The sequence below is a fragment of the Ruegeria sp. YTSC230 genome, from assembly GCF_059609665.1.
In genome coordinates this window covers 21,672-34,882 of record NZ_JBXWMC010000001.1, presented here as the reverse complement: position 1 = coordinate 34,882, position 13,211 = coordinate 21,672, and the positions used below count along the sequence as shown (strand labels likewise).

12 protein-coding genes and 2 pseudogenes are annotated in these 13,211 nt (G+C 51.6%); 2 read left to right on the top strand and 12 right to left on the bottom strand.

Annotated features, from left to right (window positions below):
* Positions 1 to 44: 44 nt before the first annotated feature.
* Positions 45 to 260, bottom strand: a pseudogene (locus AC2FD9_RS00170) (protease HtpX); the annotation flags it as partial.
* 276 nt (positions 261 to 536) lie between these two features.
* On the opposite strand from AC2FD9_RS00170, the gene AC2FD9_RS00165 reads away from it, so the two are divergent.
* Positions 537 to 956: a hypothetical protein gene (locus tag AC2FD9_RS00165; RefSeq protein ID WP_496834789.1), complete on the top strand. Its 420-nt coding sequence runs from the start codon at positions 537 to 539 to the stop codon at positions 954 to 956.
* Between the two features lie 737 nt (positions 957 to 1,693).
* On the opposite strand, the gene AC2FD9_RS00160 is transcribed toward AC2FD9_RS00165, so the two are convergent.
* From AC2FD9_RS00160 to AC2FD9_RS00120, 9 genes are all read right to left on the bottom strand, one after another.
* Positions 1,694 to 2,218: a ricin-type beta-trefoil lectin domain protein gene (locus AC2FD9_RS00160; protein ID WP_496834788.1), complete on the bottom strand. Its 525-nt coding sequence runs from the start codon at positions 2,216 to 2,218 to the stop codon at positions 1,694 to 1,696.
* Positions 2,219 to 2,236: 18 nt separating this feature from the next.
* Positions 2,237 to 2,914 (bottom strand): PEBP family protein, encoded by a 678-nt coding sequence (locus tag AC2FD9_RS00155; RefSeq protein WP_496834787.1) that lies wholly within the window; start codon positions 2,912 to 2,914, stop codon positions 2,237 to 2,239.
* The gene (locus AC2FD9_RS00150) at positions 2,911 to 3,432 is read right to left on the bottom strand and encodes a ricin-type beta-trefoil lectin domain protein (RefSeq protein WP_496834786.1); all 522 of its coding nucleotides are present in this window, start codon (positions 3,430 to 3,432) and stop codon (positions 2,911 to 2,913) included. The genes AC2FD9_RS00155 and AC2FD9_RS00150 overlap by 4 nt, the downstream gene beginning before the upstream one ends.
* 447 nt (positions 3,433 to 3,879) lie before the next feature.
* Positions 3,880 to 4,611: a proteasome-type protease gene (locus tag AC2FD9_RS00145; RefSeq protein WP_496834785.1), complete on the bottom strand. Its 732-nt coding sequence runs from the start codon at positions 4,609 to 4,611 to the stop codon at positions 3,880 to 3,882.
* A gap of 11 nt (positions 4,612 to 4,622) precedes the next feature.
* On the bottom strand, positions 4,623 to 5,420 hold the full coding sequence (locus AC2FD9_RS00140) for a transglutaminase family protein (protein ID WP_282121409.1): 798 nt from the start codon (positions 5,418 to 5,420) through the stop codon (positions 4,623 to 4,625).
* 3 nt (positions 5,421 to 5,423) lie between these two features.
* A complete protein-coding gene (locus AC2FD9_RS00135) occupies positions 5,424 to 6,365 on the bottom strand; it encodes an alpha-E domain-containing protein (RefSeq protein WP_496834784.1) in 942 nt (313 codons plus the stop codon).
* A gap of 2 nt (positions 6,366 to 6,367) precedes the next feature.
* A complete protein-coding gene (locus tag AC2FD9_RS00130; RefSeq protein ID WP_496834783.1) occupies positions 6,368 to 7,786 on the bottom strand; it encodes a circularly permuted type 2 ATP-grasp protein in 1,419 nt (472 codons plus the stop codon).
* A 965-nt stretch (positions 7,787 to 8,751) separates the two neighbouring features.
* Positions 8,752 to 9,111: a group I truncated hemoglobin gene (locus AC2FD9_RS00125; RefSeq protein WP_282121406.1), complete on the bottom strand. Its 360-nt coding sequence runs from the start codon at positions 9,109 to 9,111 to the stop codon at positions 8,752 to 8,754.
* Between the two features lie 247 nt (positions 9,112 to 9,358).
* Positions 9,359 to 10,273 carry a LysR family transcriptional regulator gene (locus AC2FD9_RS00120; protein ID WP_496834782.1) on the bottom strand — a complete coding sequence of 305 codons (915 nt, stop codon included), beginning with the start codon at positions 10,271 to 10,273 and terminating at the stop codon, positions 9,359 to 9,361.
* A 107-nt stretch (positions 10,274 to 10,380) separates the two neighbouring features.
* On the opposite strand from AC2FD9_RS00120, the gene AC2FD9_RS00115 reads away from it, so the two are divergent.
* Positions 10,381 to 11,160 (top strand): HalD/BesD family halogenase, encoded by a 780-nt coding sequence (locus AC2FD9_RS00115; RefSeq protein ID WP_496834781.1) that lies wholly within the window; start codon positions 10,381 to 10,383, stop codon positions 11,158 to 11,160.
* 7 nt (positions 11,161 to 11,167) lie between these two features.
* Here AC2FD9_RS00115 and AC2FD9_RS00110 read toward each other — a convergent pair.
* Together AC2FD9_RS00110 and xylA are read right to left on the bottom strand one after the other, a co-directional pair.
* A pseudogene (locus AC2FD9_RS00110) lies at positions 11,168 to 11,838 on the bottom strand (IS6 family transposase).
* Positions 11,839 to 11,900: 62 nt separating this feature from the next.
* Positions 11,901 to 13,208 (bottom strand): xylose isomerase, encoded by a 1,308-nt coding sequence (gene xylA / locus AC2FD9_RS00105; RefSeq protein ID WP_496834780.1) that lies wholly within the window; start codon positions 13,206 to 13,208, stop codon positions 11,901 to 11,903.
* Positions 13,209 to 13,211: the final 3 nt, after the last annotated feature.

Sequence of the window (13,211 nt, the reverse complement as noted above, 5' to 3'; positions counted from 1 at the left end):
CTCAATTTGGATTCGCGAAAACGGTTTGAATTTTTTACGCCGACCATTTGGGACAACCCTGCATGGTCACCAGATGAAACTGGCCTTGCGTTGTGCAAACGAAGGACCATTTCGTCTGAGTTCCACCATGTAAACAGGTTCATGCCTGCTGGCAGCACCAATGCGAACAGCATGCCGCCCGCTCCTGCCAGAAGGTATCCCAACCCCATGAACAAGGCCGTCATTGCGGCCATCAATAATGCAGTCTTCGTATAACCCATTCGATGCAGACCTCTACGCGGCTCATACATGATGTGTGATCAATACGTTCATGTTGCAATGATTGTCGCCCCGATCTGCGGCATTGTGGACTTTCACGCTGAGCAGATGGCGATTTTCCCTCGAACTGAATTTTAAATAAATTATTAAAATTCAATAACGTGAGCCTGCGCCCTCACTAAAGAGCGTATTACAGTGTGTGAACAATCTTACTTTCAAGAAGTTGGGTTTCTGACAGTATGGACTTGTGTGTTTCAACAAGTGTTGTTGGTTAGAAGATGTATTTTACCAAGTTCGAAGAACCGTTTTGCGCGGTCGATGACATCCGCAAAGATGAGTTTGCCCGGAAATATCCGTTGCTGGACAATAGATCTGTTCATGCGCAGTGGAAGAAAGGTTCCTGGCAAATCACGCGAATAGGTGAGATCTGGAAGAGGACCGGAAAGGTTTTTTCTGTCCCATATGAAGGCATCAACGCGTACCCATCTTTTCAGTTCGCAGAAGACGGAACTCCGCTTCCCTTGATGGAAACTGTGTTAAAGGCGCTGCCGGCCGATATGACGCCCTGGCAACGAGCTTTTTGGATGACCTCCGCTAAGGCTGAGCTTGGAGGAGGCAATCCCGCGAACTCCATTCAAACTGACGATAACCGTGTGGTCGACGTTGCAAGTAAATTCGGTGAAGATTTCCTCAACTAAATGAGTTCCCATCAAGAAAATTCGACTACAGGTGGGATTTCCTGCTGATCGATTACCGTCCCTATTAACGGAGCCACAATGCTTTTCGAGCAAGACCTTAGATTGGCCGACCTATCCAAGCCATCGCCATGTTGGGCTTGAGCAAGATGACCTCGTCTCCGTGTTGAATTTGAAGAGTGCAACTGCGGAAGACTGCTTACCGCATCATTCAGCGCCACCGTTTGTCCCCGCGCATTGTGCGGATCAGCCATTGCGATTACCAACAGAGACTTTCGACGAGTAGTCATTGCATTCACTTGGAAGTCGATCTCCGAGTGTCCAGACACCTATCGCGCCTTGCTCAACCCAGTTTGTTGCCAAGCTGACGAACGAACATAAAGAATTGGCGTTTGACGAATTCTCTCATGTGGACTTCTACTACAAGCCTGAGGCAGTTAAAGCGTCGACTGATGCTGTGGCAGAGTTTTTCAGCAAATAACCCCATAAGGCAGAGGTCAACGGCTGGCCTCCGCCTAATTCGTACCGACGTTCTTTTGCGCAGCATTCGAGAGTTTGGGCTCAATGCGGTCTTTTGCTAAATTTTCCAGAGAGGCCGCATTGCGGACAAAGCGCCAATTCTGGGCGCTCAATCTAATATCGGCTTTTCAAAAACACGAACTCTGACGATACTTACAGAAATCTGCACAGACGCGCTTGTCGGCCCCAGAAGCACAACTTGGGTGCCTCCTTGGCCCCTTTCAGTCCGCAGTGCGATTAGACCAAGTCTGATACGCCGCTTGTTCTTCAGAGCACGCCTGAAGCGTCATTGCCATCATCTGGTTTTCCTCGCTGCGACCGGTTCTGGTCTCACCCGTCAGGGTTAGACACATTTCTGGGGCAGCCGCAGGGGTTATGGTGCCTTCGCCGTCAAAAACCCAACTTTGGGCTGTAGAGCCATCACAGGCAGCTAATTCAGCGGGCGCATCGGCCTCGGTCAAGGTAGCCTGCATGCAGACGTAAAACTCAGGCATAAAGAGGACACCGTCCGCGAATTGCTCTGGATCAAACGCCTGATCGACCAGCACTTCGCCGAGAGGGCTGTAGCAGGTGTGCGCTTGGAGCCCATCTTTGGGATTGGCAGAAGCACCTTTACCTTTTGCTATGTCGATACAATAACCGTTCTGAATGTTGTCGAGCATATCAACGACATAAATTTCGACGTTTTCCGCATGGGCCATCCCAGTGCTTAAAACAGCAATGGTCATGAGGGTTGATTTCAACATGTTGGTTGTCCTTGGGTGTTAGTTGACGGTCAAACGGCACAAAACGGTGTTGCTCTGTTCCAAATCCGGGCCCCAGATCAATTCGGCGGACGCATCCCAAGAGATTTCATCATACCCGAATTTTGGGTCGACTTCAGCCTCAGAAAAAACGCTTGCGCTTGCCCAAGACGATACGTCGAAGTCAGCACCATCCCAGCCTGCGGGTTCTTCGCTGGCATCAAATCCACACGGGGCTGTGCCTGCCACGGGATCGTTTTCGTTTTCGCAAGTTTTATCTAGCGGTGCGGCATGGATCACATGGCATTGCCAGTCAGCATTGCTTACTACCACAGTCGCGCCAGAGGCATCCCTGATTTGCATGATCACGCCACCATCGCCCATTTGCTGACGACGGGTGCCGATATACTCCAGTCCCGTGTCATCCTCTTTAAAGTCCTTGGCCACAAGACCCAGTACAAAGGGGCGCTCAGCCGTGAAATCAAAGCTCTCTGCATTGAACGAGCGTTCCGTCGTGATCGGCACGCTGTCTTCGGCAACTTGGGTGCCATTTACGCGCAGTTCGAACCAATTGTCGGCCCAAACATCCGCAGAGAAGGTCTCGGCCTGTAGGGCCACGGGCGTCACAAAGAATAGCGCGATTAGGAAAATTGTTGGTTTCAGCAAAGGTCCTTTTGTGAAGTCGTTAGCGCGTCTCATTCTAGAATCACCCATTCCTTGAGCGCTTCAGGAGTTGTCACGCAGTCAGTTAAAACGAGTGCCCGTGACATGTACGGTCCGGCAGATTGGCTGTGTTGGCCAGCGGAAACACAAGTGGTTTCGTCGTCTGATGTACGAATGGCCCTACTCTCTGGGTCGTATACGAACTGCTGGTCAGTTGCTGCAGTATCGCAGGAGACGAGGGCGAACGTGCTTTCCTCATTGGGTTGATGAGACATGCAATAGTCCGAGAATGCGACCGATTGAATATTTCCTGTTTTGGCATCGAACGAAAACTGCACGTCGCCGCCTTCCGGTTTGCAGGAATGGGCTTGCAGTCGCTCGGCAAATCCTCTGCCAAGCGTGTCAATGCACCAACCGAGATCGTCTTGTTCGTCAAGGTTGTCGGCCAAGTAGATGACGGGGGCAGGCGTTTGAAGCCTCGGTGAGTCGGCAAGCGCAGGCGCGGCAATGAAGGCAAATGCCACAATGGAATTGAACAGGATATCAGGTTTCATGAGCAGTGTTCCGTTTCTATATTCGGTGCGATCTGGTCGTGAGGGTCACGCTCTTCACTCCAAGGTTTTCAACTCAAAGGTCGCGTTGCCTGTCGCGTGGCATCGCCCCACGCAATTGGGTTCGCCGTCAGTGACAGGCGTTCTAACGGGGTGTACCCCACGACAACAAGCGTCTCTAATGCTTTTATGGCGAGCAAGCTCATCCCAGAAAAGACAACCAATGCGATGAAAGGTAGTATTCGTGCGCAGTCCGGCATTTTTTCTCCGTTGTCCGAATTGGTACAACGGCTGATTAGTTAATTTCCGTCGCAATTATTCTTGGAGATGGAAACAGACATTTATGTATGTCGCCGCGCTGGTCGCTTTGGGCTCGATGCGGTCCTTCGCTGCAGTACATCCGAACGACCACACCGCGGACAAAACCGGCATTCAACCGTTTAGTTTTCCCTAAGAGTTGTATTCCGGAAGTTTGGACAAGGCAGATTTCAATGCGTCGCCCCACCCTTCGGAAATAATGCGAAAGTATTGGTCGTCGGTTTCGAATCTGGACCGTGTACCACTTTCAAAGCTGTCTTCATCGTACAGAAGCAGGTCAAGCGGAGCGCCGACAGATAGGTTGGCCTTAATTGTGGAGTCGAAACTTACAAGCAGGAGTTTTACGGTTTCCGGAAAACTCATTTCCGGATCATAGGCGCGTACCAGAATTGGGCGACCATATTTTGTCTCTCCAATCTGAAAGAACGGGGTGTCGTCGCCAGCCTCGATAAAGTTGCCTTCGGGGTAAATTAGAAACAGGCGTGACGGGCCGCCCCTTATCTGCCCACCTAAAATGAGTGTCGCGTGAAAGGCACTGTCGGCTTGCTGACCGGACCGGGCATGCTCCTCGATGACGTCATTCAGTGTAGCTGCGACCAATTGCGCAACTTGAAACATGGTCGGCGCTTCTAAAATCGATGGCGAACGATCTGCGGGCGCTTTCGTACGCTCTTCCAGAAGGCTTATCGTGGCCTGGGTCGTCGCCAGGTTTCCAGCTGCTAAGATTGTGATCGACCGATCGCCTTCGACTGTCCAATTGAACATTTTGTTGAAGGTCGAAACATTGTCCACGCCTGCATTTGTGCGTGTATCGGACATGAAAACCAGTCCGCGGTTCAGCCGCATGCCCACAGCATAGGTCATCAGATTCTCCGTTACTGCTGTGCGACCTGCAACTGCACTGTCAATTGCTCGCCCGCTGTCCCTATTCTGTTCCCTATTACTGGTGCAGATTGGGAATAGTCCAGACCGGTCGCGACACGTACATATCGATCGTCAGGTGAAATACCGTTTGAAACGTCAAACCCGACCCACCCCAAACCATCCAAATGCACTTCGGCCCAGGCATGGGTCGCGTCCTGTAGTTCCGTTTCGTTCATCATAAGGTAACCGGATACATAGCGTGCCGGCACTCCGATCTGCCGCGCGCAGGTAATGAAAATATGCGCGTGGTCCTGACACACGCCACAACCTGCTCTGAGAGCGTCTTCTGCGCTCCAACCCGGGTGCGAACTTCCAACCTCGTACGCGACCTGTGTTCGAATTCTTTCAGACAGGGCATGCATCTGCTCAAGTGGTTTGCCTGTTGGCAACGCGCCTACCACATCGGCGACCCCTTTCCCCGGCATTGTCTGAGGTGTGCTTCTTTTGAATAGCCACAATGGTGTCGACCCTTCATGACGCCCCAGTACGCCATGTGTGTTTTCCACCTCAACAACGCCTTCGGAGATCAACGAGATGCTTCGGGTATTTAGCTCGAAACTGATCAACTCCACCGTATTGCGGTGGTAGTCTTCAAATGTAAGCTCTTTGCGCCCGCCGGAGATCTTGGTTCTCCAACTTAAAATGCTCTGATTGCGAAATGACTTTGGCGTTTTCCTCAGCTGCTGCAGCCCGAAGGGAACCGGCGCGTCGAAATCGTATCGTGTCTCGTGTCGAATGTGCAGTTTCATTTGCTACTCATAGAACCGGTAATCGATTTCTATCTGACGGCTTAAGTTGCCGAGATCTGTCAGAAAATCCTGAATGTACTCATGCAGTCCGAGCTCGAAAATATCGGAGATTTGCTGATCCAGGTATTTCTCGTAGAGAACTTTAGACGCCTCGCACGAAGGCCCGGCAAAGCCATAGTCTTTCTGCAGGTATGACAGGTTCTCCTGAATTTTTCTGCAGCAAAAGTGCAGGCTGCGAGGCATGCGCTGATCCAAGATCAGAAACTGGGCAATATCAGACGGCCGCGTTTTCTCTCCATGAGTCATTCGATACCCGCCACCCGCACCAACAGAGCGGAGGATGCTTTCCCATTGAATATTGTCCAGTGATGAGCCCACTGAAAAGGCCGTGGGCAAAAGAACATAGTACTTAACGTCCAGAATTCGCCCGGTATTGTCGGCCCGCTCGACAAACGTACCAATACGGGTGAAGTCGAAGATGTCATTGCGCAGCATGGTTCCCAATGTGGCACCACGAACCAAAGCCGCCTGTTGGCGAATAAGTTCCAGCGTCGCAGGCAAATCACGCTCATTCACACGGCGCTTCATGATCTCATCGATCTGCATCCAAGTGGAGTTTACTGCACCCCAGACGTCATGGGTCAACGCGGTTCGAACAAGGCGCGCGTTGTCTCGTGCCTGTTTGATGACTGACTTGATCGAGGATGGATTATCAGCATCGCGCAGCACCCAATCTACCGCGTTGTCTTTTGAAACATCATCGTATTTGGCGTAGTACGCATCCAGAACGCCGGCCGTTTTCAGAACAGAGCCCCATTCCTCGGCGGAGTTCTTGGTACGGGTCAACGCCATCCGCTGACCTGTTTCAAGCAGCCTGGCCGTGTTTTCCGCCCTCTCAAGGTATCGGGACATCCAAAACAACCCACCTGCAGTTTTTCCCAGCATGGTCAGTCCTCCAGAACCCAGGTGTCTTTGGTCCCGCCACCCTGGCTTGAGTTTACGACTAGAGATCCCTTCTTAAGCGCCACGCGGGTCAAACCGCCGGGTGTGATCTTGATCCCTTCGGGTGACACCAAAACGAACGGCCTTAGGTCAACATGTCTGGGCGCAAGTCCCGAGCGCGCAAAGATCGGAACCGTCGAAAGCGACAGCGTCGGCTGAGCAATGTAGTTCCCGGGCCGCGATTTGAGCTTGTAGCGGAACGCCGCAATCTCTTTCTTGCTGGCGGTCGGTCCGATCAACATTCCATAACCGCCAGACCCGTGTACTTCTTTCACAACAAGCTCGGACAGGTTGTCCAGCACGTAGGAGAGAGACTCGGGATCACTGCAGCGCCAGGTCGGGACGTTTTGCAGCAAGGGTTTCTCACCCGTGTAGAATTCAACGATTTCAGGCATGTAGGAATAGATCGCCTTATCGTCAGCAATACCGGTCCCCGGTGCGTTGGCGATTGTGATACCTCCTGCACGGTAAACGTCCAGGATACCAGGTACGCCCAAGGCGCTATCGGCGTTGAAATTCAGGGGATCCAGAAAGTCGTCATCTACGCGGCGGTAAAGTACGTCGATGGGCTTGTAACCTCTGGTGGTACGCATGCAGACCCGCCCATCAACAACGCGTAGGTCGTGGCCTTCGACCAATTCCACTGCCATCTGATCAGCAAGAAACGCATGTTCGTAATAGGCCGAATTATAGATGCCTGGGGTTAACACCGCGACGGTTGGCTCCCCGTCGGCGCAAGCCGGCGCGCAGGCAGCAAGAGATCGTCTCAGATTGCGGGGGTAGTCTGAAACATTACGAACATTCGTCGCGCTGAAGAGCTCGGGGAACATCTTTAGCATCGTTTCCCGGTTCTCCAACATATAGCTGACCCCGGATGGTGTACGGGCGTTGTCCTCCAGAACGAAAAACTCGTCTGGTCCGGTTCGCACCAGATCGACCCCGACTATGTGCGTATAGACCTGACCGGGCGGTGAGACACCAAGCATCTTCGGCAGGAAGGCCTCGTTTCCGGCAATCATCTCTGCCGGCACGCGCCCGGCCCGGACAATTTCTTGACGGTGGTAAATGTCATGTAGGAATGCGTTGATTGCCCGCACCCGCTGTTCGATACCGCGTTCCAGCCGCTGCCATTCCCGCGCTGAAACAACTCGTGGTACGATATCAAACGGTATCAGACGTTCCTCGGCCTCGGCTTTGCCGTATACGTTAAAAGTGATGCCCGTCAGCCTAAACACTTCTTCGGCTTCGCGCTGTTTCGCCCTCAGTCGTGATGCGTCTTCCGCATTAAACCAGCGGCCGATCTCTTCGTATGGACCTCTAAGTGATCCATCGCCGTTGAACATTTCATCAAAATACTCACTCATGCTCTTAGTTTTACGCATAGATCAGATTTTTCAAGTCATTCAGGCTTGGTTGGATGCTGCCTAGGGAAGGAGCGTCTAATTTTCAGGCTTATTGACGATTGTGATGGTCTAAACAACGCGGTGCTATTCGTGTTTTCAGTTGATGTCACATTCATTGAGATGCACTGAGCATTACATGGCTTTTCGCTGCAACGGAACGTCCGCTTTGGGCTCGATGCGGACCTTCGCTGCAGTACATCCGAACGACCACTCTGCGGACAAAGCTGCCGTCTGTATTTGCCCGAAGCCAAGTTATTGACTCTTGCAACTCTTGCCCAAGGCGAACATCTGGGCTGCCGAAAATGCACGAATGAATTTTTTCAAGGTTTCTTGGAGTCGCCGGAACAGCACCTCAAACTCATTAGGTGCAGGCTACCCGAACAACTAGGTCCGCCTCGCATTTGTTTCTCTTGGTGCAATTGCCTTCAGAATTTCTACCGCTCTCATAGACACACATTGGCGGTTTTGTTGACCAACCCTGCTTCGTGCTACACTCGTCTTTGCCCGTGCATTGCGAGCCCCCACAAGTTTTGGGGTGCCATTGTCTGAGCGACTGATATGTTTTTCATTCACTTGGGCAAGTTCTGCTGCGAAAAGAACATACCGCTTCTCCGTTTGTCATTTCGGTAACCCTCCGGCGTTGCTACACTCCACCGCTGTGGCTGCCGCACCGCTAGTGGCTGAAACTGCCACAGCAAGGAAGAAAATTCCTGCAAATAGTTTTGCCAAATAGCGCACCACTATTTTCCTAACGCGATCATACGCAGCAAGATAGCAAGAATGAGACCAAGAAAAAGCTCTCAAACTCACTGTCAATTGGCGCCATCAGTGGACGTTCAGCAAGACCTGGGCGATACCTGCTCCACATTAAAATAATCCAATGACCGAGTTTTCACTTTTCCGTGTGCACTCCGTTCACGCAATACTCAAATCCCAACGACTTGCCCTTTGAGGCTATATAGAATGTACAAAACTTCCTCTTGCTCCCGCTGACCAACGTCGTTTGCCTGTAGTGCGTTCACGGCGTCGTCCAATACTGCGACAAACTCATCTCCGCTGATGTTCATGTGCCGATGCGCGGCAACCATATCCTTGCCTGCATAGATCTCAGGTCCACCAGAACCAGTAATAAAGAAGTCTCCTGCCATTTGCTTGAGGTGCTTCATATCACTTCCTGCAAATCGAGCAGAGACAACTGGGTTTTTGGAGTGATTGTCCACCAGCGTGTCAACTATTCGCCGAATACCATCCGTTCCCCCCAAACGATCATAAAGTGTCGCAGGCATTGTCTATCCCTTTTTTTTGATCGGCGTTTCTCAGACGCTAGCATGGTATTCTAATTGGAGCCAAATCTATTGCATTTTGGCCACGCAATTGATCGCAGCTCACCTTGAAAAACGATGAGCGCTTTGGGCTCAATGCGGTCGTTTGCTAAATTTTCCCGAGAGACCGCATTGCGGACAAAGCAGGCGTTTCCCAGCGTCCGATAAATGACCGCTCTCCACGTTATTTAGCTTCCAACCTCGCAACGTCCTATGGAATTTTCCGGTCCTGGAACAGGCTCCGACAAATGCCGGTAAACCTGTCAGCCAGCAGATTCTCTGGGGCGTCCATATGTGACGCGATGACAATTCGCATCGGCGGTATTGAATCTGAGAGTTTGATCGGGACAACCCGACCGCCGTCGTAGGTTTTGTTGTCGGCAGGTTTCATCGAGAGAAGCGAAACACCCAGCCCGTTTGCCACGTTACAGCGAACCGATTCAATCGACGACGATCGAAACGTGATCTTCGGTGCAATATCGAACTCGGCAAAAATGCTAAGAAAATAGTCCCGGCTTTGAAGCGCATCAAAAAGCACGAACTCCTCTCCGTCGATCTCTCGAATTGACACGGACGCCCTTTTTGAAAGCCTGTGGTTTGGTGGAACGATCAGATAGAGGTCTGCCGTTGCAAGAGGACGTATGCGGAACAAGGTTTCATCAATGCCCAGATCATAAAGGATCGCTAGGTCGATTTCGCTTCGGCCCAGGGCTATGATCAGGTCTTCTTGCAGAAGTTCGTCGACATCCAAAACTACACCAGGCATGTGTCTCGGGAAGACGCTGAGGATGTGCGACAGGTAGAACGGCGCAATCGACTGAAAGCAGCCTATGCGTAATGTTCCCATTCTGTGAGCAGCAATATCTGCCACTGCGACGTCCATTTTGTCGGCGTAAACCAGCATTTGTTCAGCATATCGAAGGAACTCGACACCTTGTGCCGTCAGCTCCATTCCGCGCGCGTGCAAGCGTCGAAACAACACAAGTCCCGTTTGAGTTTCCAGTTTGGCGATAGCTTGGGCAACGGCGGGCTGCGAGATGCCAACGAGCTGCGCTGCTGAAGCGATCCCACCAGTCTGCGCCACTGCTCGGAAGTAGCGGCATTGTTTGAGTGTTATTTCGACCATGACGCTTGGATAACTTTTTCCACTTTAAAGGCAACAAAAAACAATTTTATTTGTTCTTTGTGCCTCTGTATCACGTCAACAACGCAACTTGACGGCAGGAGAGACCAATGGAGCTGAAAGACATTATCGACTTAAAAGCCTTTCCGATCGGCAATGCGGATTTCCGCGCAGCTTGTAAGAAAGAGTTTAACGAAACGGGTGTCTTCGTGATGCCGGGATTTGTTCAAAAGGGGGCGATTGATACAATCCGTGACGAGGGCACCGCCAACAAAGACAAGGTCTTTAAGTCAACCAAGCAACACAACGTCTACCTGACCCCAAAAGACGAAAGGTTTGCTGACGACCATGCACGCAATCGCCTCGTTACCTCATCCAAAGGATGTATTACCGATGATTTGATGCCACAGGGCTCACCGTTGCGCCAACTCTATGACGCCCCGGTTTTCCGGAGCTTCTTGTGCGATGTCCTCGGCGAAGACGCGATGCACCAATACGCAGACCCGCTATCTTCCATCAACCTGCATTTTGCTGAAAAGGGAGAGGAGCTTGGCTGGCATTTTGACAACTCGTCCTTTGCCATCACCTTGATGGTGCAAGCGCCTGAAAAGGGTGGGAAGTTCGAATACGTTAACGCCGTTCGCGATGCAGATTTAGGCGAAATGGGATTTGAGAAAGTTAATGAAATTTTGGACGGAAAGGCACCAGTGGAAATTGTCGAGGCCGATGCCGGTACACTGGTCTTCTTCCGGGGCCGCAACTCGATTCACCGGGTGGCACCGAATGAAGGTGATCTAACGCGCATTCTCGCAGTGCTCGCTTATAATGCCGAACCCGGTGTCGAACTTTCTGAAGCCGCCCGAATGACCTTTTATGGTCGATTGAGCTAAAAGTAGCTCACCGCGATCGCCTCGCCCCGCAATGTAGAAAATACGAGAGCGACCTGAAAGCTGACATTGCTGCCACGCGCAGCATCAAGTAGTTTGGACTTGAAACGGTCATTCGCCGCAGAACGCCCCTGGGTCTGCTTTGGGCTCGTCGAAACGGCAGGTGGGATTTCTCGACGCGGTTGTTGAAGCACCTTCCCGCCTGTTGTTTTTCGGGCCCGCACATTTCTCTGAGCGCAGCTTTGTAGGAAGCGAAGCGATCCGTCACGATCTCTCTGCACAACCATGGCGTTTCATCAATTTCTTGAGGAATTTCAATGCCGCTTGCTTGTTTCGGCGTTTGGTGACAACTGCTTCCAGCACCTCACCATCGTGATCGATTGCACGCCAGAGATAGTGGCGTTTGCCGTTCACCTTCACAAAAACCTCGTCCACATGCCACTTCCATTTTGAAAAGGCTCGAAGTTGTTGCACCCGCTTTCTTCGGATCTCAGCAGCAAACATCGGGCCGACTTTGTTCCATCAAAATCGAACAGTCTCGTGGCTCGCCTCAATTCCCCTTTCGTGCAGCAGGTCTTCCACGTTTCGAAGCGACAATGGGAACCGAACGTACAGCATGACTGCCAGAGGAATGACCTCTGGACTGGTCTTGAAGTATTTGAATGGCGATTGTTTGATCATGCGCAAAGGCTACGAAGGCACCCTGCCCGCCTCAACCCAAGTTCTTCTGACAACAACTATTTTCACACAAACCTGTTCACGTAGTTTTCCAGAATTTCCTGGCGACCGGACTTTGGTGCCGGGTTAATATCCTCATCTATGACCCGGTCGTATACTTGCTCCAGACTGCTTTCCAACATTGAGGCCGCCTTTGGAGTGTTCCAACCTGAATACCTATCCGAAAGAGCGGCATCCAAGCCACCATCTTCAATCATTGCCGCGGCAGCTTTCAAACCGCGTGCACATATGTCCATTCCACCGATATGAGCCGACACCAGATCGACGGCGTCAATCGATTGTCGGCGAATTTTGGCGTCGAAGTTTGTGCCGCCGGTGGTAAAACCACCCGCCTTCAAGATGTAATAGTAAGCTAGGGCAACTTCCGGTGTATTGTTCGGGAACTGATCTGTATCCCATCCAGACTGGTAGTCGTTGCGGTTCATATCAATCGAACCCAGCATCCCTCCGGCAGCCGCGACTGCAATTTCGTGTTCAAAGCTATGCCCGGCCAGGATCGCATGGCCCTGCTCGAGATTCAGTTTCACTTCGTTCTCCAACCCGTACTTCCTGAGAAATCCGATGCAAGTAGCTGCGTCATAGTCGTATTGGTGCTTGGAAGGCTCCTGAGGTTTCGGTTCTACAAGAATGGTACCTTTGAACCCGATTTTGTGTTTGTACTCTACGACCATGTTTAAAAATCTGCCCATGTGGTCCAGTTCGGTTTTCAGATCCGTGTTCAGCAGGGTCTCATAGCCTTCACGTCCGCCCCAAAGAACATAGTTTTCGCCGCCAAGCTTGTGGGTCGCGTCGATACAGGATTTTACTGTCGCTGCGGCGTATGCAAAAACGTCAGGGTCTGGATTAGTACTGGCGCCAGACATCCAGCGACGATGGCTGAACATATTGGCCGTTCCCCAAAGAAGCTTGGTGCCTGAAACCTGCATCTTTTCACCGATGTAATTGGTGATCTCTTCCAAGGCATTGAGGTTTTTAGCAAAGTTGCCCTGCTCGGGACGGATGTCAGCGTCGTGCCAGCAAAAATAGGGTTGGCCCAAAAGTTCAAACATCTCAAAAGCGATATCGGCCTTCATGCGGGCCCGTCCCATGTCGTCCTGCGGATGCCATGGGCGCTCCAGGGTGGGTCCTCCAAAGGGATCTCCCCCTTCCCATGCGAAGGAATGCCACCAGGCCACTGCAAACCTCAGATGGTCTTCCATGCGTTTACCCAAAATCACTTCATCGGGGTTGTAATGCCGGAAGGCCATTGGGTTTTGACTATCCACGCCCTCATATTGGATCCGTTCGATCCCATTGAAAAATCCGCTTGTCATACC

What these genes read in the sequence shown, in the direction of transcription:
- AC2FD9_RS00130 (WP_496834783.1), bottom strand. Translation starts at nt 7,786, where the DNA reads ATGAGTGAGTATTTTGATGAAATGTTCAACGGCGATGGATCACTTAGA.
- AC2FD9_RS00140 (WP_282121409.1), bottom strand. Translation starts at nt 5,420, where the DNA reads ATGAAACTGCACATTCGACACGAGACACGATACGATTTCGACGCGCCG.
- AC2FD9_RS00125 (WP_282121406.1), bottom strand. Translation starts at nt 9,111, where the DNA reads ATGCCTGCGACACTTTATGATCGTTTGGGGGGAACGGATGGTATTCGG.
- AC2FD9_RS00155 (WP_496834787.1), bottom strand. Translation starts at nt 2,914, where the DNA reads ATGAGACGCGCTAACGACTTCACAAAAGGACCTTTGCTGAAACCAACA.
- AC2FD9_RS00115 (WP_496834781.1), top strand. Translation starts at nt 10,381, where the DNA reads ATGGAGCTGAAAGACATTATCGACTTAAAAGCCTTTCCGATCGGCAAT.
- AC2FD9_RS00135 (WP_496834784.1), bottom strand. Translation starts at nt 6,365, where the DNA reads ATGCTGGGAAAAACTGCAGGTGGGTTGTTTTGGATGTCCCGATACCTT.
- xylA (WP_496834780.1), bottom strand. Translation starts at nt 13,208, where the DNA reads ATGACAAGCGGATTTTTCAATGGGATCGAACGGATCCAATATGAGGGC.
- AC2FD9_RS00145 (WP_496834785.1), bottom strand. Translation starts at nt 4,611, where the DNA reads ATGACCTATGCTGTGGGCATGCGGCTGAACCGCGGACTGGTTTTCATG.
- AC2FD9_RS00165 (WP_496834789.1), top strand. Translation starts at nt 537, where the DNA reads ATGTATTTTACCAAGTTCGAAGAACCGTTTTGCGCGGTCGATGACATC.
- AC2FD9_RS00120 (WP_496834782.1), bottom strand. Translation starts at nt 10,273, where the DNA reads ATGGTCGAAATAACACTCAAACAATGCCGCTACTTCCGAGCAGTGGCG.
- AC2FD9_RS00150 (WP_496834786.1), bottom strand. Translation starts at nt 3,432, where the DNA reads ATGAAACCTGATATCCTGTTCAATTCCATTGTGGCATTTGCCTTCATT.
- AC2FD9_RS00160 (WP_496834788.1), bottom strand. Translation starts at nt 2,218, where the DNA reads ATGTTGAAATCAACCCTCATGACCATTGCTGTTTTAAGCACTGGGATG.